Here is a 21,217-nt window from a genome sequence, read left to right on the forward strand (position 1 = left end):
CAACGATCTCGCAGCACTGCTCACAGGACAGCTTTTTCTGCCTCAAGCTGCTGATTATGAACAGGTGCGTCAACTCTGGAATGGTAGGGTGAAAACACAACCCGCTGCGATCGCTCGTTGTTTAACTGTACAAGATGTCATTCATACCGTTCGCTGGACAAGGACACATGGGCTGCCCCTCTCAGTTCGAGCGGGAGGACACGATACTGCTGGACGAGCGTTGTCTGAGGGCGTGGTGATTGATTTGTCTCAGATGAAAGCTGTTACCGTTGATCCAGACCAGCGCACAGCTCACGTTCAAGCTGGAGCAACGATCGGTGACCTGATCGAGGCAACTACCCAATATGGGTTGGTGACAGCGACAGGAAACTGCTCCGCCGTTGGCATGGCTGGATTTACCCTGGGAGGAGGATACGGCCCTCTCACAGGAGCGTATGGGCTGGGTGTTGATAATCTACTGTCTGCACAAGTGGTCACTGCTTCGGGGCAACTTCTAACCGCAAACGCCGAAGAACATCCCGATCTGCTTTGGGGACTACGCGGTGGGGGAGGCAACTTTGGCGTTGTCGTTTCCCTGGAGTATCGCCTGCATCCACTCACGACCGTGTTATCTGGGATGCTGCTCTATCCGCTAGGGGAAGCTAGAACCGTGTTACGCCGTTTGAACGACTTCATGGCTACTATCCCCGATGAATTGACGATTCAGTCTGGGTTTATTCAGATGCCAGAGGGCGCGACAGTTCTCTTTCTCTTACCGAGCTACTGTGGTGAGAGCGCAGCAGGTGAGCAAGTAATCGCACCCCTACGAACCTTTCGTACTGTGCTAGTCGATCAGGTGCAATCCATAACGTATAACGAATTTATTCATCAGTGGGATGCGAATGCACCGAAGGGGCGCCACTACTCTGCTAAAACACATTCTATCAAAGGGTTTCAGCCTGAAATCATTGACACACTGATCGAACAGGGACTGCCATTTTCTTCCCCCTTTTCGTTCATCGCGCTGCATCACTTTCATGGAGCCGCGAGCCGCGTCGGTGCGTCGGAAACTGCTTTTGCACTGCGACAGGATCATTTGATGGTTGAGCTAATCGCAGCTTGGGAGCCACAGGACTCGGAGCAGCGGCATATTCAATGGGCACAGCACATCTCAGGCTCCCTTGCGCCTTATGCCTTCAAAGGCGGATACATCAATCTCTTAGATGAGCATGAAATTGAGCGCGTTCGGCTTGCCTTCGGGTCGAACTATGAGCGATTGCTCGATCTTAAGCAGAAATATGATCCAGATGATGTGTTTCGATCAACGATTGGACATCTCGCACCCAATTCGCTCACACGGTAAGACTCGACGTTGGGCGCCTTTCGACAAGCAAAATTACCTTAAAAGCGGCGTTTACCACACCAATGACGATAATTTTAGGTAATAAAGACAATAAAATTCTATCACAGTAGCATGATACTTACAAGTGTGATGTCCACCAAGGTTCTAATCGTTTTTCTCGTGGCGAATATTATTACGAAAGCTTTATGAACATTGCAATTATTGGAGGTGGGATTGGTGGTTTGGCTACCGCGAATGCACTATTAAAGAAGGGATTTAATGTGCAAGTCTATGAGCGAGCAAAAGTTTTGCGACCGATTGGTGCAGGTTTAAGCTTAACTCCAAACGGTTTGAATAGCCTCAATGCAGTTCAACCGGGGATAGCTGAGTTATTAATAAAAGCAGGCAGCCCAATCGAGACTATGACCTTGAAACGCAGCACTGGAGAGACAATCGCGTCAAAGCCAATGGAAATAATGCAGAAATATGGACAGCCCATGTTAAGCATTCAGTGGTCAAAGCTGCAAGCTATTCTTGTATCGGTACTGCCGCCCGAAATCATTCATCTCCAGCATCGCTGTGTTGGCTTTGAGCAGCAGGACAACTGTGTTAAAGCCTATTTTGCAGGTGGAAAAACAGTCCAGGTAGACTTGCTGATTGGTGCAGATGGGATCAATTCTATTGTTAGGCAGGGTTTAATAGGAGATAAGTTTCCTAGCTATGCAGGGCGAATGTCTTGGCGTGGTGTCACCCAATATTTTCACAAGCAATTGTCTCCCAACGTAACAACTTTAATAACAGCACCCGATGGTAAAAATTTTATGCTGATGGATGTAGGTGGGGGGTTTACCTTTTGGGGTGCAGGTGCATTATCGGCGGACGATTATGTTTATGAACGGACAACCGATGCTAAGACGCGCGTTCTAGAGACATTTGCAGAGTGGGCAGAGCCTGTAGAAGCAATAATCGCAGCCACACCCAAGGCAGACATTGTAGAGCGCCCTATTTGCGATAGACCGCCTTTAAAATATTGGAGTCAAGGCAGAGTGACGCTCTTGGGAGATGCGGCTCATCCTGTTGTACCCTCTCTAGGACAAGGCGCAAATATGGCGTTTGAAGATGCTTACGAATTGGCGGAGTGTCTTTTTGTCGCACCAAATATAGAGGCAGCACTTAACGCTTACGAAAACAGCCGCATTCCTCGTACAGCAGTTATTTACGATTGCAGTGCTACTCAGGGTTATAGGGCTTATCAACCTGATAGTGAAACCACATTCACTAAAATGATGAAACCATCTCAAATGAGTCAAAATGACTTTGAAGCATGGCTCTATAGCTATAACCAATACCAATCGTCATAAAGCCTGATTTGCTTAAATCTAAAGTTGGATATATATATTTTGTCATGGTAGGCGCATCCGAGCTATTAAACTATTGCTACTCAGTAATCCTACCTTTTTTTGAACATTTTTAATAAAGTATGGTAACATCCGTCATATACGCTGCAACTACCGCATTTTTGAGTTTATAATTTTTGATTCAAGGCGCCCGTGCGCTCGGCATAGCGTAGCTATGCCCTCGCTTTTTAAAGTGTTTTTTAGTAATTTTATATTAGTTTGTATATTCATGTAATTAAGCCTTTTGTATTTTATAGTTATATAATAAAATAATTTTATGTTTGAGCTTAATTCAGTATTAATACTGTTTGTAGTGTATTAAATAAAATTTTGTACTGAAAATAATTTTTTGCATGTACCAACTCTTGGGCTAATTTAACAAAATCGCATTGCTCCCGTTTTCAACCTATAACATCATAAGAATTTGATAAAATGTTGTAAGAATCTGAAAGAAGTTGAGCATTGGAATTTAGTACGCTTTCGGTATAAAGAATCAGGAAAATCCCATACAAACTTCCTCACATGTAGCGCAAATTTTCAGGTAAGACGGTTTTGTATGTGAATCCCTAAACTCGACCAGGAGAACACCATGTCACAAAAACTCTCAGGCAAAGTCGCCCTCGTTACGGGTGGCACCAGCGGTATTGGGCTTGCTACTGCCAAGCGATTTGTCGCCGAAGGTGCCTATGTCTTTATCACGGGTCGTCGTCAGACTGAACTTGATGCTGCTGTAAACGAGATTGGTAAAAACGTTATGGGCATTCAGGGCGATGTCTCAAATCTGGCAGACCTCGATCGTCTTTACGCCACGATCGAGCAAAAGCAAGGTCACTTGGATGTGATCTTTGCGAATGCTGGCCTTGGACAACCCATCCCGCTCGGATCGATCAGCGAAGAACACTTTGACAAAACATTCAACACCAATGTCAAGGGTTTACTTTTCACTGTGCAGAAGGCACTGCCGCTGATACCAGAGGGCGCTTCCATCATCCTGAATGCCTCAACTGCTTCCATCGTTGGCACAAAGGCCTTCAGCGTTTACGGCGCCACCAAAGCTGCCGTGCGATCGTTTGCCCGCTACTGGACACTCGACCTTAAAGAACGCAAAATCCGGGTGAATGCTATTAGTCCTGGCGTGGTTCCGACTCCTGGTTACGATCAGTTTGGATTCAGTGAAGAGCAGGCGAAAGAATTTGTGGAGAGCCAAGCTAAAAATATTCCATTGGGACGAGTCGGCACGCCTGACGAAATCGCCAAAGGTGTTGTCTTTCTCGCTTCCGATGACAGCAGCTTTGTCAACGGCATTGAGCTATTCGTCGATGGTGGCATGGCACAAATCTAAGATCGCTTCCTCGTTAAAAAGCACTACCCGATCCCGTGTAAAAGTTCATCTATAAACTTCCCATCGAACAGAGTCGAAACAGTTTAGATAGAACTCAGGAGAATCTAACATGGTCAACGAGCAAACAGTAGACAAACAAGCAAATGTACAGGCAATCCCCAACCTGACACCCGCTCAGGAAGCCTTGCAAGCACTCTGGGATGAGCATCTGCGGCACGAGTTTGCCACTCACAACACCGAAGACACTCTCGCCACGATGGTTGAGGATGCCTACGTTAACCACATTCCAGTAATGACTGGGGGAGTCGGAAAACCAGCACTACGCGAGTTTTATTCCAAATACTTCATTCCGCAGATGCCACCGGACATAGAGCTAACCCCGATCTCGCGCACGATCGGAACCGATCAGCTCGTCGATGAAATGGTGGCTAAGTTCACTCATACCGTTCGGATGGACTGGATGCTACCTGGCATTGCTCCGACAGGAAAACGGGTTGAAGTGCCCGTGGTAACGATCGTTCAGTTCCGTGATGGCAAGCTAGCCCATGAACACATCTACTGAGACCAAGCGAGTGTATTGGTTCAACTCGGCTTGCTCGATCCGGGTACGCTGCCCGTTGTGGGCGTTGACAGCGCGCGTAAGGCGATCTATTTTTCAATGGCATTATGAAAGCGATCGTTGAAGATCGCCCAGCTTACTTTTCTGAATTTTTCAAAGCGTTCTTTAATGTGGATGTGTTGCTGGGTGAGCGGATTAGTAATGAAGCAATTCAGGCAAGTTGGGCTGTGGCTGTAGGGACTTCTGCGAAAGCGACTTTAGATTGTGTACCGTCCTGGCTCACTGATTTTCGCGATGATCTGCCCCGCATTGACGTGCCAACCCTGATTATTTATGGAGATAGCGATCGCATTTTGCCACTTGAGTCCACCGCAGCGAGACTCCCGAAGCTAATTAAAAACAGTCAACTTGTTGTCATCCCTGGCGGACCACACGCCATCAATTGGACTCATGCTGATCAGGTCAATCCCGTGTTATTGGACTTTCTTCAGGGGTAATTATCTATCGAGTCCTTCATCGCTAAAAGGGTTCTAATATGTTTTATAGACTGATGATAGCGGTTGCAACCACAGTGCTAATAATTGTGACCTCTTGTAGCTTTCCAACGATAGCACCAGGCAAAAGTGCGATCGCTCAAGTGCCGGGTATCTATCCATTCAAGTTAGGTGATTTCACAATTACAGTCCTGAGCGACGGCACACTCCCTCAGGATCTACATACGCTACTGTCGAATACGAATCCAACAGAAACCGATCGCCTGCTTCAGAAAAACTTTCTGACTAATCCTGTCGAGGCATCGATTAATGCTTTCTTGATCGACACTGGAGATCAACAAGTACTCGTGGACACAGGAGCCGGAACCTTTTTTGGTCCAAAACTGGGCGGCAAGCTTCAAACATCGTTAAAGGCAGCAGGCTACACACCTAACGAAATTGATGCAATTCTTCTGACTCATATTCATACCGATCATAGTGGGGGGCTGGTCGAACAGGGGAAACGGGTGTTTCCTGCCGCCACGCTCTATGTCGGCAAGCCAGATGTCGATTTCTGGTTTGATCGAGTGAATGCCACGCGATTCAACGTTGCTGAAAAGTACTTTGACGAAGCCACGAAAACTGTCAAACCTTATTTAGATGCAGGCAAGGTGAAATCGTTTTCTGGCAAGACAGCCCTGCTACCGGGAATCACCGCGCATCCCACACCCGGACACACTCCTGGTCATAGCTGCTATGTGGCGGCAAGCAAGGGCGAGAGCATCGAGTTTTGGGGCGATATTGTTCACTTTGCTTCGGTGCAATTTCCCAAGCCAGAAATTACAGTTGCTTATGATGTCGATGCCAATGCTGCTGCGGCACAACGCAAAAAACAGTTTGCGAGAGCGGAAGCATCCCGAATTTTGATAGCAGGCGCACATTTGCCCTTTCCCGGCGTTGGACACATAATGGCAGCAGATCAAGGTTATGCCTGGGTGCCAGTGGATTACCGCTGGCGTGAACCCTAAAGGATTCATAGCAATGTGAAATGGGCGCCCTCATGTTTATACGTCCATTCAGAGGTCAGTAGTGAAGCAGATATTAAAGCGTTAGTAGAGAAGACGATTGCTACTTATGGCAAACTCGATTGATTCAAAAGTACTACACAAAGGAACACCATGAATCAGCCCAAGTTTTTTGTTACTCCCGGTTATGGCAAATACATGCTGAATGAATTGCATTTCTCGCAAGCGGTAAAAATTGGCGATCGAGTGGAGACATCCGGTCAAGGTGGCTGGGATGACAATCTACAAATTCCCAAATCGCTCGCAGATGAAATTGCTCAGGCATTTCGGAACGTAGAGCGAACCTTGGCGACTGCTGGTGCGGGTTGGGAGCATGTTGTCCACGTTAATTCTTACCATGTTGGCGGGTTTCCTCCGGAGGTTAACGATGAGATGGTCAAGCTACTTCGTCATTACATGCCCAACCATGCCCCCATTTGGACAGAGGTAGGAGTTGCAGCTCTTGGACTTCCAACAATGCGTATTGAGATCCGCGTTACTGCAATCACGAGCTAAAACCTATGGAGAGATTCAGATGTCAGAGAAAAATAAAGAACCAACCCTTGTTTTTGACCACGAACGCGCTTCTAACTTTATGACGACAGCACAGATACTTTTTGCTCTTTGGATCGGGTTTCGTAGGGCGTACTGCCGTAAGGTGGTTCCGCTCACGGCATCCCGACATTCCAGTACTTGTCGGAGGTCGGAACCTGCAAGCGGCAAGCAAGGTCGCCCAGGAGGTTGGTGCTGCCGAAGCCGTCGCCATTGATCTCGATAAGCCTCGGTTAGGACTCGATGATGATATTGCTTCTTCTGCTGTGGTTATGTTGGCTCCCGAAGCCGGACTCAAAGGCTTGAGCTACGCACAGGACTTGGGCATTCCTTACCTGAACATCAACGCTGCCCTTACCGAAATCGGTCCCGAATTGGCGCTGTTCGCGCATCGTGCAACTGCAGCACCCGTCGTACTCGCCAGTCATTGGATGGCTGGTGCGGCTACGTTTCTGGCACTCAACAGTGCCAAAGGCTTCGAGATTGTCCGCTCCATCAGGTTCGGAGCAATCGTTGATGAGAAGGATTCAGTCGGTCCAGCGGCTCTAGAAGACATGGAGCGGGTACATGGGGCTGCTCCCGCCGCACTGGTATTCGAGAATGGGCGCCGCGTATGGCTGTCCGGCGATGCCGCAAAGGGCAAGGTCGAATCAGTCGATGGTAGATCGCTCAATGCCACCGCATTTTCCACGTTCGATACCGTAAGTCTCCATGCCGCCACCGGGGCAGCAGATGTACGCTTCGATCTCGTGAATGGTGAATCGTCCAGCTTTCGTGTGGGCGGTGAGGCAGCGACCGAGATCATCGTCGAGATCGAGGGCGAGTCCGATGGTCGAACGAAGCGTTCGCGATCAATGCTTACGTTCAAGCATGGCACAGCCTCACTCACAGGTCTGAGCGTCGTTCTTTCTCTCGCGTCGGTACTGGGACTGAACGCTCGTTCTCCTGCTCGCTCTGGGCTTTACCTACCCGAACTACTCTCGGATACCAAATGGTTCTTGGATGAACTCCGCAGTGCGGGAGCAACTATCTACGAAAACTCTAACTAACCGAGAATAAGCTTTATCGGAAATAGCAGGCAGTGAAATTTAGAACTGCGTTTCCTGGTTCTAGTTAAATAGAGCGAATCTCAACTGGCGGTGGCGCCGAGCGTGGTCGGTATCGTCTGCGTGAACCAAGAACTGGGTATTTTATAGGAGAAAGAATGAAGCGATTTACCTTGTTTACTTTCCTGTATCTCGCGCTGGGAGTTTGTTTGACGGCGATTGCGCTTGGGTACCCAAACCTACCTTCAAGTCTGAAAACAAGCTTGTTAATTAATGCAGGAGCGTCCTATCTCGTTTGTATCCTCGATACCTTCCCATTTTGGCGTGAGAAGACGCTCAACTTCTATCGCAGACAGAATTCAGTGGTAATTATGCCCTGGTTGGGAATTGGAATAAAGATTGTTTCGATGATCTGGGATGCTCAAAGTCAGAACTGGACAATGGAAGCCCGGAATGCGAGCTTTTTCGGGGCTATTAGTTGTTTTACTTTTTGCAGAAATCATTGTTATTACATGGCAAGTAAATTCTGAACATTGAACATGTCATATCAATACAAAGATATCAATGCTAAGGGAAGCTCATCAACGTTCAGAAAAGGGAGAACACCATGAAAGCATTCCTAAATTATTCCACAATTCTTCCAGCTTTGGCAATCAGTATGATACTTCATTTCGCCCTGCCTGCATCAGCAGATTCCACAGCTAATTTGCTCCTTAACTTGCAATGCGAAGGCGGATACAACGTCGATATCTGGAAAACTAAACAATCAGGAGAACTCCTTTATCGCTCAACCAGTTCCAATGGAAAATTGAGTTTGGGAAGAGGAACAAGCCAAGCAACGGAAGGCGTTCGAGTTTACAAGTTTCAGAAGGGTAATCATCAATACTTGGTTTGGGATGGAACATTGGATAGCCAGCAATCTGGAACACTAGAAGTTTACAAAAACAACACTATCCAACGGCGATATGCGTGTACGAAACGTTAGTTCAACACCATAAGAATTTGATAAATCGTTGTAAGAATCTGAAAGAAGTCAGACAGTGGGACTTAATACACTAAGGATAGATAAAACTAGGAGAATCGAACATGGTAACAGAGCGAACTATAGACGAACAAGCTTCTTTACAAGCAACTACCGACCTGACACCAGCCCAGAAATTTTTGCAAGAACTTTGGGAAGAGCATCTGCGACACGAGTTTGGCACTCACAGTACTGAAGATACTCTTGCCACGATGGTTGAGGATGCTTATGTTAATGACATTCCGGTAATGACTGGGGGAGTAGGGAAACCAGCACTGCGCGAGTTTTATTCCAAATACGGCATTCCACAAATACCAAAAGACATGGAGCTAACCCCAATCTCGCGCACGATTGGAACCGATCGGCTTGTCGATGAAATGCTGGTTAAATTCACTCATACCATCCGCATGGACTGGATGGTACCCGGCATTGCTCCGACTCTTAAACGGGTTGAAGTGGCATTGGTAGCGATTGTCCAGTTCCGCGACGGCAAGCTAGCCCACGAACACATCTACTGGGATCAAGCGAGCGTATTGGTTCAACTTGGCTTGCTCGATCCGGAGACGCTGCCCGTTGTAGGCGTTGACAGTGCGCGTAAGGCAATCGATCCAAACTTGCCCTCAAACACATTAATAGATCGCGCCTATAATTACAATCAAGTGTAAAAGCCAGCAAACATTAATGTTCTAACTTGCGCTCTATTAAACCTATGTAATCTTATGCAACAGTGCTTAAAACTAGCAATAGGGAGACTTTGAGCGCAGGTGTCTTTTTGATATGAGGGCTTTTCAGAAGCTGCACAGTATCCCCCCTAGTGGGGTTTGTTTGCCGTAGCTTGCAATGCGAAGGCATACAACGTCAATATCTGGAAAACTAAACAATCAGGAGAACTCCTTTATCGCTCAACCAGTTCTAATGGAAAATCAGGAGAATCCCTGACTAGCAACACCATTACTTATCATTTATCTGTCTTGAGATCCAACAAACCGAGGATAGCAATAGGAGTCCCTCATGGAACGGTATTTAGGCGCATTTGAACATTTATATTGGCTCTACAACCAGTTTTATCCGATAGATTTTGTCACCGTTGCGAAACTTCAGGGGCAGTTTAGTTCCGAGCAACTTTCGACGGTGCTTAGGCAAGTTCAGCAACACCATCCTCTGCTCCGAGTCCGCATCACTTCGCTCTGAGAGTACAAAATCTAGAAATGCTAAATTTTCTCCACCAAACACTGGCAATAATAGAAGGGGTGCAAATCGAATTCCCCCCTGAGCCTCTCGGTGGAGAATAACTTGAACCTAAATTCATCCTGCATTTATACAATGTCTATAATTTAAGGTTTTAATAGCGTCTCCCTCTACTAATTCTATATTGCCATTTTTGTCAGTTACCCAACCTGAAGCTTCTATAATAGTCGGCGCCACTGCCAGTCCGGAAGGCTTATTTATTCTCGTTGTATTTGATTCTAGTTTGGCAGGAAACATCATCCAATCAAAACCAGTACTTTGATCTTGTAATAGTTCATTTGGAGTGACAGGTAAACCGGAGCGACCAGTTACAATAAAAGTACTATCAAGTTTAGGATTATTGGGAGTACATACACTCTTAATTTGGTTAGAGGCATCGACTAAATTAACAGGAAGTTCAACTAAACCTTTACTAGGATCAACAATAGGTATAGGAATCTGTATATTACCACTCAATTGTGGAGTGGCGCCTTTGGCAGTAATCTCACTTACATTATCTGATGGATTATTGCTTGCATCAATACCAAAGATTCCCGCGATATTCTCAATAATAACATTTCCGCCGCGAAAGTTAGCTGAATCTGCTCGAATATTGCTATTTTCTGAAGGAACAGCAACAATAAAGCCATTTTTGGCATTTATATTAATGTTACCGCCAGTAATATTATTACCACTTGCATTAGTAGTTATACTGCTACCTCGACGTAATAATAGTAAAGGTGAATTGAGAAATATATTTCCACCACTACCAGTCGTATCAGCAGTTATTTTGGCGCCATTATCTAGCAACATTGAGTTAGCATCTATAGTTAAGTTGCCAGCGAAACCAGAATTTGCGCTGCTGGCAAATAAACCACTATTGGAACCAGATATTTTTACATTTGAAGCATTTACTGTAATATTACCTGCTTTACCACTACCAAATGTAGAAGTGAGGAGATACCCAGAGTTTTCTAGATTTAAGGTGTTAGTATCAATAATTATATTGCCAGTAATTATATTGCCAGCAGCAAAATCGCTACTGCTACTAGTAGATATTCCACCAACAACTTTATCGCTGGGGTTAATAATGCCAGAGATATCAACTGAATTTGCTTTAATGTAAATATTACCTCCGTTTCCCTCTGCCCCATCTCGAATTCTGTTCGTGATATAACCGCCGTCTTTTAGTATTAATGAACCAGCTTGAAGGTTAAGGTTTCCACTCCTACTTTCTACTCCTCCCTGTAAGCCTAAAGTAATTCTACTTGCTCGTCGAGTATCGCCACCACCAGTTATTAAGATTGTGCCTTTGATATTTAAGTTAATGTCTCCTGACGGTTTTCGTCTACCCCCCTCAGCCTCAGAATTTAGTGCGGCGCCATTGGTAATAGAAAGCGAATTTGCTGTAATATTAATGCTGCCACTAGCACCTTCACCTGTGGAGCCTGTTGATATGCCACTATAGAAAGTATCATAATATCCATCAAAGGTAACCGTATCGGCATTTATATTAACGTTACCTGCATCTTTCTTCCCAAGAGTAACGGTATTTAATTGTGAACCATTACTGACAAGCACATCTTTAGCTGTAATGTTAATGTTACCTCCCTTGCCTGTTGCCCCTTCTCTTACAGTGGTTAATACTCGACTTTGATTAAAGTTAACATTTTTGCGAGCATTGATATTCACATTGCCTGCATCCCCTTGTGCAAAGGTACTAGCACGAATTTCTATAGGGTTAATATATATTGATTGTGCATTGATGTTAATATCTCCTGCTCTGTTTTTGCCATAAGTAGAACTTCTGATATTTCCGTTAACCCGAATTTCTCCGTTTTTACTAATCAGGCTAATGTCTCCAGATTTCAAGTACGAGTGAGAGTACAAACCATTAACGGTAATGTCTTCTAAAGCTATTAGATTAATGTCACCTCCATTTTGAGCGTTATTGACAGTATCTAGTTGTTGTCCATTAGTATAAATTGTGTCAGCACTATTAATTGTCCCAGCACTATTAATATTGATTGCGCCACCGTTCGTAAAAATTTTTTGAGTGCTTACATTTCCTGATGCTGCGCTTAAGTCAACTATCCCTCCAACACCATTAAATGGTTGTAATGTTACATTTCCACCTAGTGTTATTCCTTCGGGGACATTTTCTGTGCTAAAAGTAGGTGAATTACCGTAATTAACGCCTCCATAAGCTAAAGTTTTTTGACCTGAGCGCAAAATTAATGCTGTACTTGTGTTTAAAATTTCCGTATCTCTTTCAGCAGGTAAATTAGTTAATGGTCTAGTTATATTAACATTACCCTGCAACCGTATATTACCCTTACTTTCAACTAATAGCGATGCTCCTGTATAATTAGCAGCAACATCAACATTACCGTTAGCACTGATTATTGGGTCATGCTTACTAACAAAATTTGCTAACTGTGACGATGTACTTCTTATGGATAAACCCGAACCACTAACAAAGCGTGCGTCTCCGGAAATAATACCATCACTGATCAAGTTTAAATTGCCATTACTTACTATAGGCGCCAACTTTGGATGATTTATTGCTAATATATCAATACCTTGATTGCCCTGAATGGTAAGATTACCACCTGAAGTAGCAAGAAATGGCGCCGTTAGACTATCTCGGACTTTTACAGTATCGGTAGCTAGTAGCGTTAAATCTTTCGGAGCTTGTAACTGTCCAGTTAAATCTAGTTTATCAGCTACTAGCGTTAGATTTTGACCTGGCGCCAAATTTCCACTATTCTTAATAGTCGCTGCCTTTTGACTAACTCCATACTGTAAACCAGGTGTAAGATTTATTTTCAGTAAAGGTAATGCCCTAGTATCAGTGGCACTGAAGATGCTTCCATCAGAAAACTTTATGCCTACAGTTGTTGAAGTAAATGAACCACCAATATCCAAGCGCGCGTCCGGACCAAATATTATTCCATTTGGATTAATTAAAAATAGGTTTGCTGTACCGTTGGCGCGAATTAATCCATCTATATTAGAAATTGACTTACCCGTGACGCGCGTTAATATATTCTCAATATTTAAATTATTATTAAAATAAGCTGACTTGCCAGTGGGAACAGAGAACTCTGAAAAACTATGGAATAAATTGGCGCCTACTGTTGTTCCACCTGATATAGTTCTACTACTACCGTCTAATTTGACATTCGAGTTATTCGGAAGCGTTTGATCTGGGAGAATTTGAGCATATAAATTATTGGGGTACAAAAGATTACCAAGAAGTGATATTACTAAACTATACAAAAAGGAAAAATGTATAATTCTTATCATGTACTTACCCCTTTATATACTTAACGCTCTACAGAACGAATTGTACTATTGTATAGCACCTGTAGTTCAGGATTATGCGCCGTTATATTATTAAATAAAGATAAGCGAAAGTCTTTGAATTGAGTTTCATTGCCTGGATACTTTAAAACAATTCCTAGAGCATCAAACAAAAGATTTTCTTGAGCGTATAGCTTTGCTTGTCCCAAATTATCGCGTACACGTTCTAGTTGACTTTTTAAACTTGGCTGTATTGGTGCAACTTGAATATCTGAGGAAGCAAATAAATTACCAGATGGACGATTGGAGTCGCAAACTAACGCTACCTGCCAGCGATACTGCTTACCAACCTCTAAGGAAGGCGCCGATAGGGCAAGTGTTAGTACTGTAATTCCAGAAGTGCTTTTAAAAGTATTACCTTTAATTTCTTTAACAAGCTTGTAACTATTATTTTCTCGCTCATATAATCTAAATTCCATCGGTACTGATGCATTATCACGTACAAACCAAGCAAATGTCGGACGTGTTAAAACTGTTTTTGCTGGAGAGTCAGTTGGACTAAGTAAAATAAGTGCAAGACCGCTGTTTGATGCTACAGTGGTTCCACAACCGCGACTTCCAGATGACCTACCACTTGTAGGCGCCTGGTCAGGAGGTGGTTTTTTGGTGTTTGCTAAAACCGTCAAAGGTATTGCTGTAGATAGCGAAGTTCCTAAAGATACAATACTTAGCAGCGTAGCCACCGCTTGCCTACTAGACTTTATAAAATTGTGAAAATTCATAGCTAATTAAGAAAGGTGTAGAACACCCAATTTTTACATTTGTTTACTGCGTATCTTATTATAGAACTTATATTATCTCAGTGGAGGCGCCTCGGTTCCCAACGTAACGTTAAAATTTGTTGGGTTCCGTTCCTGTACCCAACCTACGAATTTTCTTATTAACGAACATTTCAATTCAAGATTTTTTCAAGATACGTTGCCACCAAGGTTTAATATCTCGCCAAGTCAGTTCGCAAATGATACCTTGGGGTAAACGTACTTTTCTTTGGAATGTGCCTCGTAACTTACTTGATAATTCTTTAGCTTGAATTGTGCCACGTCCGCTTTGAGCATGGCGCCCCCCTGAATAGTTACTTTGGTAATTAAATCCGTTATCAATAATTTGTAGAATACATAAGCTTTTCTCTCGCTTACAAACAACATCTAAACGAGTTGCATTTTTTGCGTGTTTACCGACATTACACAAGGCTTCTTCTAAAAAAAGGCACAAACCTATTTTATGTTCTGGGGAAAGATAACAGTCTTCAAGTGGGGTAAAATCAGGAGCAATATAAGTTTTAATTGTATCGAATCCTGGTAAACTACGCATTAATGTGTTTTCGTAAATTTCGTATAATAAGGTTGGAATTGGAGTATCAACGTAGCGATTATTACAAGATAATAGCTCTTGATTCATTACTTCATAAACAGTCCGCACTTCATAATTTAAAGCTTGTAGCTGCATACGTAGTTGAGAATTAGACGAGTTATCATCAAGACTTCTCAGCATTGCTGCTATAGTTTGGAGTGGACCATTGTGAACTGCATCATAAGTACGTTTCAACGTCAAAATCCGCTGTTCCATGAAAACTCTATAGTTTTGGTCGAATAATGATGTTGTTAAGCCGGCGCCGCACAATGCCAATAATGTTGGTACAAGAGGTATCCACCAAGATACAACAATTAGCGAATAGCATATTAATATCAACAAGAAGCTAGCTAGAGCTAAACTTAGAAGTGTTTTCCAAGGAGATTGAAGAAGTAAACCGGTTGCGATACCTAGTATACCCCATGTAAAAATCCACAAGTAGTCCCAAGCAAAAAACCAAGTTTGAATGAATGGTCTTTTATTGAGAACGTTGTTGATAATTTGACTTGTTGCATGTGCATGATATTCGACACCGTAAATTAGCTGGTATTGGTCGGTACTATTTACGACATCAGTTAGCCAAGTACCTTTAGTTGCTGAAGTCATAAAAGTATCATTAATGCTCGTTGTCATCATACCAATTAGAACGATGCGGTTTTGCATCAACTGGGGTTTAACTCGGTTTGATAAAACATCGGTAAGCGATACAATCGTAAATGGATACTTACTGCTACGATAATTAATTAATATTTGATTGCCACCTGAAGCAGCGTTAACATAGGCGCCTGTATGCGAATGAAAACGGTTTAGTTCAGTGTTACCAAAAAAAATTGGAAAATCAGCACGGGCGCCATGTTTAAAAGAAATACCCTTTGAGCGTAAGTATAATTGTGCAAGCTTTAATGATAAAGAGTATTTAATTTGACTTTCATTTCCTCGACTTGCAAGTAAACAGCGTCGTAATTTTCCATCCGGGTCAAGAATTACATCAGAAATTGCGATACGATTTGGTGGTAACTCTGGAGGTGGTTTGACAACTAAGGAAGAACGAGTGTTTAAAGCTGCTTCAATTCCAATTAAATTAGGGCTATTTTCAAGAATATTGCTCAATATTGCTCGGTCAGGACTATAAGTTAAATCTCTAAAAATGTCTAATCCGATAGCTGCAGGTTTATAACTTTGAATAATTGTTAACAATTGAGCTAAATCTCGGTCGGGGATAGGATATTTCCCAACGGTTCTGATATCATCTTCGTTAATTCCAACAATTACAACCTCTGGGTCGGATGCTTCGGGTGGACGTAACTGTAGAAAATTATCAAAAGCTATCCACTCTAATAGTTGCAAAGAACCCGTTAGCCGAACGAATATAATACAGGCTATCACTGCTAATCCTGGTAGTGCAAATTTACGCAAAATTTCTGCTCTAATCAGAATTTTCAACATAACTAGTTAATTAACCCTAACTTGCGCGCGGTAATTTCAATTTGAATTCTTAATTCCTTATCTGGTTCATCGTAAACACCCAAAGCATCTTGTAGTCGAACCCAGTAGTTACGGATAGTACGGTCGCTAAGTTGCATACGTTCGGCAATCGCTTTATCGGTTAGACCTTCTTGGAATTTAAGCGTTAAAACTTCTAACCATTTGCGGTCAAACTCAGAACGTGACCGCAACTGGGGTGGTAGGTATATTGAACCTCGCAAAGCCAAATCAATTAATCTAAGCATCTCCTGTATTGGTAGCGATTTATCCATTGCAGCAAATCCACCCTCGTATGAATTAATCATAGGCTTTAACTGTATAAGGGGTTTAATGTTTGTACTCAGTACTAAAATATTTGGAGCCAGCTTACTTTCAATTATAGTTTTAAGGAACTGCATCCCGACTTCTGGACTTGCAGGAGCATGAGGTTTTGCTGGTAAACTTAAATCTATTATAACTAGCGTTGGATGGTAACTTAGCTGCATTTGAGCAGTTTGTACGTCTTTTGCTGTCAAAATCTCAGATGAAGGGTAAGTACGCTTTAAAGCTGGGACTGTACCCTCTAATATTGCCTCATGGTCATCGATAACCAAAAATATCTGCTTACTCGAATCGTTTGTGTTTCGGCTCATAAGCTATAGTTTCCAAATATCACATAATTTATATATTTTAGTCAGAATAACGATAGTCTAAACCAACATGTAACAAAATGAATTACTTGATAATGCAAATTAATTTCCAGATTTGGTAGTTGGTTTTCCAAAAATGGAAACACAAAATGAATTTAATTAAAACTTGTTTTTATTATAAAAAACTAACAAATTATTGTAAGAATCTGAAAGCAGTCAAGTATTGAAACTCAGTACACTTCAGATAGATAAAAGAAGGAGAAAAAACAATGTTAACGACTAAATTGAAGGTTTTGGCAGTTTTAGGTGCTAGTTTGATGGTCGGCGCCATTCAGCAAACAAATGTATTGGCACAAGGCGTACCAGATGTGATTTTGTGGGATCAGAAAATTGGTAGAGGAGCATCATTTGAGACAAATAAAGCCGTGCCAGATTTGGGTAGATTTAACAACAGAGCTTCAGCGATTCAAGTCAATAATGGTCAGAAGTGGAGATTTTACGAAGGTAAAAACTTTACGGGTGCATTTATTGAAATAGGTCCAGATGAAGCTCGTGGAAATCTTGGACGGCTCAATAATAGAGTCTCATCTCTAAGAGCAGTTCGTTAGTTGTACTCTGTAGGGCTTGCTTACCAAAGTTGTAGAGACGCATTCACGGAGTGTACCGAAGGTAAATTTTGCGTCTCTACAACTTTGGACAATCAACCGGACATGATGTCAATATTAAAACTGACGTATTAGGCGCCTTCAATTTTCCATTTATTTCCATTTATGGAAACATAAGGGGAGTCCAGTTATTTATACTTAAATTATCTAATATTTGATATCTTATATCTTCCATTTAGAGGTAAAAGCCGCTAAATGAAAATATTAGCGCGATTAATATTACTTTATTAGATAGTAGATTGAAGTATAAAAAGCAGCCTTGTGAGTGATTTCGTTAAGCATGATTTATGCGCGAAGAATATTGCGATGCTGCTATATAGCGAATTGGAGTCAGGTGAAGTTATGGGTAAGTTATACGTTGAATCTTTAACTCAGGTGTTGGTAATTCATTTACTGCGACACTATTCTACCAAAGCGCAAATTATTTCATCTGATAATAAAACCTTAACTGGCGCTCAATTGCAGCAAGCACTCGATTATATTCACACTCACCTTGACGAAGATTTATCGTTAGTACAAATTGCAGAAGTCGTCAATATCAGCCCCACTTATTTTGCCAGTTTGTTCAAAGGTACTACAGGTAATTCTCCGCACCAGTATGTGATTCAACAACGGGTGGAACGTGCGAAAATGCTGCTGTCGAAAACAGATTTAGCAATTTCAGACATTGCATTACAAGTAGGTTTTTCTAGCCAAAGTCATTTAACACAACAGTTTAAACGATTTACAGGTATGACACCAAAACAGGTTCGCTCCTTATCATAAAAATCTAACAAAATACCATAAGAATTTGAAATAATTTAAGCATTAGAACTCAGTAAACTTTGAAATGTAAGGTCAAAGTACCATTCTTGGAATTTTGAAAAAACGTGAAAGCAATATTTGTTAGAAAAAGGAATGAAAGCTATGAAATCTAATTTTGTAACCGCTGCTATCGCAACTACCACTACTTTAGCCATTTCCGCTCTTTCTTGTTTATCTATATCGGGCTTTAGCCAACCTGCTTTTGGACAGAACTGTTCAAACCCTGCAAAGTTCTACAAAAGTAGAGACCTAGGTGGCGCCTCATTCTCATTATGTTTTACTAAGAGTAAGACTATTCCTGCTAGCTTTAACGACCAAATTTCCTCACTCGAAATTCCCAGAGGGAGAAAATGTATACTGTACACCGATGCAGCATTCAAAGGACGACGAATACAGTTTATTGGAGCAACTAATGTTGTAAATCTCCAGCCTGAGTTCAATAATAAAGTATCAAGTATTCAGTGTACCACTTCGTAAGCAGCACTTAAGTGACCCACTATACCAGGGCAAAGGCGCCTGTTTCATGAAAGCTTTAGGAGGTTAAGATAATGTGGTTTTAGTAGAAAACTATACTGATACCGATTTAATCTGAAGCTGCGAGTAATAAAATCCCCCCAACCCCCCGCGAGTTCGGGGGGCTAAGAATAATATGCATCTTCATATAAAAATGGTATTAGCACCTTTTTTGAACAACCCGTTAATAGCTTTATGGGTTCGCAGATAAAGCGAAATTCTGGAAACGAATTTATAGGGGTTTCAGACTCATGATTTCGCGCATAAAGTGAAACAACGGTCTCATAAGACTTTCGCCGATTTTCGTCTTTGCACATAAAGTGACTTTTTTTGCTTTGGAGTACATAAGGCTTGCTGAATAGAACTAAAACCGCTATCAAGCAGGGGTTTTAAGCATTTTGATTCCAAGTAAATGCACTTCAGTGGCGCCTTATGGCTCAAAATCCATGCATTTGGCTGAAAAATTATAGGGTCTGCTTTGTAAGTCAACCTCCGAAATAACCATTTTTTGTACTGTGAGCGCTAGAGCGATTCGTTTTATAAAGTTTTCAGCAAACCCTAGATAGAATGATTACTTGCCGAGATTTATAATTGTAATGTAAAAATTAGCAATATTTGTTTTAATTTTGAACATAATCAATGCTCTTTTTAAAATTATTATCGAGTTGATGTATGTAAAGAGACAAATTTACTTGATATACGTCAGCTTTTTCAGAAGTACAACAACGAAAATCAAAACCACATTTACACTGGCTGATTCCGGGTCTTGCCCACTTGATTTTTTTTTGACAATTGGGACATTGATGTATGAGTTTACACTGATGTAAAGCGCAAGCTTGAACTATATCCCAATCCCAGATTTTCCGAAAATAGTTAAATTCATTTAAACAATGAGGACAAAGTTTTATTGCGTATTTATAGATTTTGTAATGCAGATAATTTAATTGATTTACTACCTCATAAGCCAGCGAAGCCATCAGGTATAATTGTTTATCGTCTAATCGAATCAGTTTACTAAGTTGCGAAGGCGTATTTTCTAATAGATTATCATAGAGATAAATTCCTTTATTTGTTTTCAATCCAGCAAGATTTAAAATCCAGTTAGGAGACTGATAGTAATTAATTTCAGCCAAACGTAGGATGTAGCCTGCTAAACTTTCATCTTTATAGGGAATTGGAGTACGTAGCAATGTTTTAAAGTGATTAGACAATTTACTTATTCCTTAAGATATTAGAGGCAGATTTTTTTTTAGATTTGGATTTTATACGGTTATTGGTAGCACCAATTTCTAATTCTACAGTTGATTTATTTACTGAATTTATTTCAAAGTTATCAAAAAGAAAAGGGTTAACTTTACCTGGTTTATCTGCTTGAACATATTTTTCAAAAGCAGTAGCAATTATTGACAAATCGAGTTTCTCTTGATTTCGTTGTAAAGCCAAATAAGTTCCATAACGAATTAACTTCATAACATAAGCAACAATTCCATCTGAGGCATAGTAAATTCTTCTGGCTGTGTATTCATCTGATAAATCAAACGTTTCAACCAGGGGTATTTTCGATGACAATAAATTGAGAAAAGTCCGAAACTCTTTTCCTCCATCTTCTTGCCATGAAAAAGGATACAAGTAGCAACGATTTGCAAATCTCCTACTAAGTTGAGATTGAGATTCTAATTTTAGAACTTGTTCAGATTCTGGTAAGCCAATTAAAATAATAGGTAAATTAGTTTCTAGAATTAAAGTTTTTAACCAATCAGAAACAGTTCTCAAAACTTTATCTGATTCGCGGTCAATGAAATGTTGGAATTCATCCAATATTATCAATTCAACCCCACAATTATCCAGTAAACCAATTAGGCGAATCGTCTGATTACCTATTGAACCTTTATCATAAGCAGGGTCGCCAAGCTCCCACAACATTTTGGTCACAACAGTCTTTACTGTTGCTGGCGCGGGAATTGTCACAGCTAGTATTGGAACAGTTGTTCCTTCTGAATTGATTTGCCTAGGATACTTACTAGCATAAGTTTTATAAATAGTGGTTTTTCCTACTCCACTTTGTCCACCAAGAAACATACACTCCGGCTCATCTTTACAATAAGAAAAATGATGGCAGTACTCTATAGCAGACAAAATATCCTTAAATCGAGGATAAAAGATGTAGAGGCTATTAACCATGTTTAACCTCTGCTTTAATGACATTTCTTGTAAAGGTTGTTGGGTAGATTGCATTTTTTCCTCACTTAGGTAAACCGTAACTCACATCCCAACCTGATAAATTAGGCTCCCAATCATCAGTTTTATTAGCTGCCAAGTCTGGCAGGGCAAACGCATCTTAAATTGGCTTTGGGCAAGGAATAGCGGTCAAGTGGGAGCGCAGAGTTTCTTCAAATACGACTA

Annotated in this window: 19 protein-coding genes; 13 read left to right on the top strand and 6 right to left on the bottom strand. The window is 41.7% G+C overall.

What is annotated here, in order from left to right:
- The 10 genes from DSM106972_RS48770 to DSM106972_RS48825 form a co-directional block, all read left to right on the top strand.
- Positions 1-1,342 (top strand): FAD-binding oxidoreductase (locus DSM106972_RS48770; RefSeq protein ID WP_148129286.1); only part of this gene is annotated, 1,342 nt, incomplete at its 5' end.
- Between the two features lie 185 nt (positions 1,343-1,527).
- Positions 1,528-2,682: an FAD-dependent oxidoreductase gene (locus DSM106972_RS48775; protein WP_127087476.1), complete on the top strand. Its 1,155-nt coding sequence runs from the start codon at positions 1,528-1,530 to the stop codon at positions 2,680-2,682.
- A 625-nt stretch (positions 2,683-3,307) separates the two neighbouring features.
- Positions 3,308-4,060 carry a glucose 1-dehydrogenase gene (locus tag DSM106972_RS48780; RefSeq protein WP_127087477.1) on the top strand — a complete coding sequence of 251 codons (753 nt, stop codon included), beginning with the start codon at positions 3,308-3,310 and terminating at the stop codon, positions 4,058-4,060.
- Between the two features lie 109 nt (positions 4,061-4,169).
- Positions 4,170-4,622: a nuclear transport factor 2 family protein gene (locus tag DSM106972_RS48785; RefSeq protein WP_233787561.1), complete on the top strand. Its 453-nt coding sequence runs from the start codon at positions 4,170-4,172 to the stop codon at positions 4,620-4,622.
- Between the two features lie 104 nt (positions 4,623-4,726).
- Positions 4,727-5,116 (top strand): alpha/beta fold hydrolase, encoded by a 390-nt coding sequence (locus tag DSM106972_RS48790; RefSeq protein WP_233787562.1) that lies wholly within the window; start codon positions 4,727-4,729, stop codon positions 5,114-5,116.
- Positions 5,117-5,154: 38 nt separating this feature from the next.
- Complete coding sequence (locus DSM106972_RS48795) at positions 5,155-6,120, top strand: MBL fold metallo-hydrolase (RefSeq protein ID WP_127087478.1); 966 nt, start codon at positions 5,155-5,157, stop codon at positions 6,118-6,120.
- A gap of 195 nt (positions 6,121-6,315) precedes the next feature.
- Positions 6,316-6,672: a RidA family protein gene (locus tag DSM106972_RS48805; RefSeq protein ID WP_267901241.1), complete on the top strand. Its 357-nt coding sequence runs from the start codon at positions 6,316-6,318 to the stop codon at positions 6,670-6,672.
- Positions 6,673-6,773: 101 nt separating this feature from the next.
- Positions 6,774-7,757: a hypothetical protein gene (locus DSM106972_RS48810; protein WP_127087480.1), complete on the top strand. Its 984-nt coding sequence runs from the start codon at positions 6,774-6,776 to the stop codon at positions 7,755-7,757.
- 604 nt (positions 7,758-8,361) lie between these two features.
- On the top strand, positions 8,362-8,739 hold the full coding sequence (locus tag DSM106972_RS48820) for a hypothetical protein (RefSeq protein ID WP_127087481.1): 378 nt from the start codon (positions 8,362-8,364) through the stop codon (positions 8,737-8,739).
- A gap of 101 nt (positions 8,740-8,840) precedes the next feature.
- On the top strand, positions 8,841-9,440 hold the full coding sequence (locus tag DSM106972_RS48825; protein WP_127087482.1) for a nuclear transport factor 2 family protein: 600 nt from the start codon (positions 8,841-8,843) through the stop codon (positions 9,438-9,440).
- 640 nt (positions 9,441-10,080) lie between these two features.
- Here DSM106972_RS48825 and DSM106972_RS48840 read toward each other — a convergent pair.
- From DSM106972_RS48840 to DSM106972_RS48855, 4 genes are all read right to left on the bottom strand, one after another.
- Positions 10,081-13,311 (bottom strand): two-partner secretion domain-containing protein, encoded by a 3,231-nt coding sequence (locus DSM106972_RS48840; protein ID WP_127087484.1) that lies wholly within the window; start codon positions 13,309-13,311, stop codon positions 10,081-10,083.
- A gap of 20 nt (positions 13,312-13,331) precedes the next feature.
- Entirely contained in the window at positions 13,332-14,090 is a 759-nt protein-coding gene (locus DSM106972_RS48845; RefSeq protein ID WP_127087485.1) for a DUF928 domain-containing protein, read from the bottom strand.
- A 175-nt stretch (positions 14,091-14,265) separates the two neighbouring features.
- Positions 14,266-16,164, bottom strand: coding sequence for a CHASE2 domain-containing protein (locus DSM106972_RS48850; RefSeq protein ID WP_127087486.1), 1,899 nt, complete (start codon positions 16,162-16,164; stop codon positions 14,266-14,268).
- A 2-nt stretch (positions 16,165-16,166) separates the two neighbouring features.
- A complete protein-coding gene (locus DSM106972_RS48855) occupies positions 16,167-16,835 on the bottom strand; it encodes a response regulator transcription factor (RefSeq protein ID WP_127087487.1) in 669 nt (222 codons plus the stop codon).
- A 266-nt stretch (positions 16,836-17,101) separates the two neighbouring features.
- Here DSM106972_RS48855 and DSM106972_RS48860 point away from each other — a divergent pair, with 266 nt between their 5' ends.
- From DSM106972_RS48860 to DSM106972_RS48870, 3 genes are all read left to right on the top strand, one after another.
- Entirely contained in the window at positions 17,102-17,440 is a 339-nt protein-coding gene (locus DSM106972_RS48860) for a peptidase inhibitor family I36 protein (protein ID WP_127087488.1), read from the top strand.
- A gap of 318 nt (positions 17,441-17,758) precedes the next feature.
- On the top strand, positions 17,759-18,262 hold the full coding sequence (locus tag DSM106972_RS48865; protein WP_233787569.1) for a helix-turn-helix domain-containing protein: 504 nt from the start codon (positions 17,759-17,761) through the stop codon (positions 18,260-18,262).
- Positions 18,263-18,403: 141 nt separating this feature from the next.
- Complete coding sequence (locus DSM106972_RS48870) at positions 18,404-18,778, top strand: hypothetical protein (protein WP_127087489.1); 375 nt, start codon at positions 18,404-18,406, stop codon at positions 18,776-18,778.
- Between the two features lie 656 nt (positions 18,779-19,434).
- Here DSM106972_RS48870 and DSM106972_RS48875 read toward each other — a convergent pair.
- Together DSM106972_RS48875 and DSM106972_RS48880 are read right to left on the bottom strand one after the other, a co-directional pair.
- Positions 19,435-20,025, bottom strand: coding sequence for a TniQ family protein (locus DSM106972_RS48875; protein WP_158633025.1), 591 nt, complete (start codon positions 20,023-20,025; stop codon positions 19,435-19,437).
- Between the two features lies 1 nt (position 20,026).
- Positions 20,027-21,049, bottom strand: coding sequence for a TniB family NTP-binding protein (locus DSM106972_RS48880; RefSeq protein ID WP_170213657.1), 1,023 nt, complete (start codon positions 21,047-21,049; stop codon positions 20,027-20,029).
- Positions 21,050-21,217: the final 168 nt, after the last annotated feature.

Origin of the sequence: Dulcicalothrix desertica PCC 7102 (assembly GCF_003991905.1) — a bacterium.
Classification (GTDB): domain Bacteria; phylum Cyanobacteriota; class Cyanobacteriia; order Cyanobacteriales; family Nostocaceae; genus Dulcicalothrix; species Dulcicalothrix desertica.

Bases quoted from the DNA above. Each gene is read 5' to 3' on its own strand.
- DSM106972_RS48775 (WP_127087476.1), top strand. From the start codon at position 1,528: ATGAACATTGCAATTATTGGAGGTGGGATTGGTGGTTTGGCTACCGCG.
- DSM106972_RS48780 (WP_127087477.1), top strand. From the start codon at position 3,308: ATGTCACAAAAACTCTCAGGCAAAGTCGCCCTCGTTACGGGTGGCACC.
- DSM106972_RS48785 (WP_233787561.1), top strand. From the start codon at position 4,170: ATGGTCAACGAGCAAACAGTAGACAAACAAGCAAATGTACAGGCAATC.
- DSM106972_RS48790 (WP_233787562.1), top strand. From the start codon at position 4,727: ATGAAAGCGATCGTTGAAGATCGCCCAGCTTACTTTTCTGAATTTTTC.
- DSM106972_RS48795 (WP_127087478.1), top strand. From the start codon at position 5,155: ATGTTTTATAGACTGATGATAGCGGTTGCAACCACAGTGCTAATAATT.
- DSM106972_RS48805 (WP_267901241.1), top strand. From the start codon at position 6,316: ATGCTGAATGAATTGCATTTCTCGCAAGCGGTAAAAATTGGCGATCGA.
- DSM106972_RS48820 (WP_127087481.1), top strand. From the start codon at position 8,362: ATGAAAGCATTCCTAAATTATTCCACAATTCTTCCAGCTTTGGCAATC.
- DSM106972_RS48825 (WP_127087482.1), top strand. From the start codon at position 8,841: ATGGTAACAGAGCGAACTATAGACGAACAAGCTTCTTTACAAGCAACT.
- DSM106972_RS48840 (WP_127087484.1), bottom strand. From the start codon at position 13,311: ATGATAAGAATTATACATTTTTCCTTTTTGTATAGTTTAGTAATATCA.
- DSM106972_RS48845 (WP_127087485.1), bottom strand. From the start codon at position 14,090: ATGAATTTTCACAATTTTATAAAGTCTAGTAGGCAAGCGGTGGCTACG.
- DSM106972_RS48850 (WP_127087486.1), bottom strand. From the start codon at position 16,164: ATGTTGAAAATTCTGATTAGAGCAGAAATTTTGCGTAAATTTGCACTA.
- DSM106972_RS48855 (WP_127087487.1), bottom strand. From the start codon at position 16,835: ATGAGCCGAAACACAAACGATTCGAGTAAGCAGATATTTTTGGTTATC.
- DSM106972_RS48860 (WP_127087488.1), top strand. From the start codon at position 17,102: ATGTTAACGACTAAATTGAAGGTTTTGGCAGTTTTAGGTGCTAGTTTG.
- DSM106972_RS48870 (WP_127087489.1), top strand. From the start codon at position 18,404: ATGAAATCTAATTTTGTAACCGCTGCTATCGCAACTACCACTACTTTA.
- DSM106972_RS48880 (WP_170213657.1), bottom strand. From the start codon at position 21,049: ATGCAATCTACCCAACAACCTTTACAAGAAATGTCATTAAAGCAGAGG.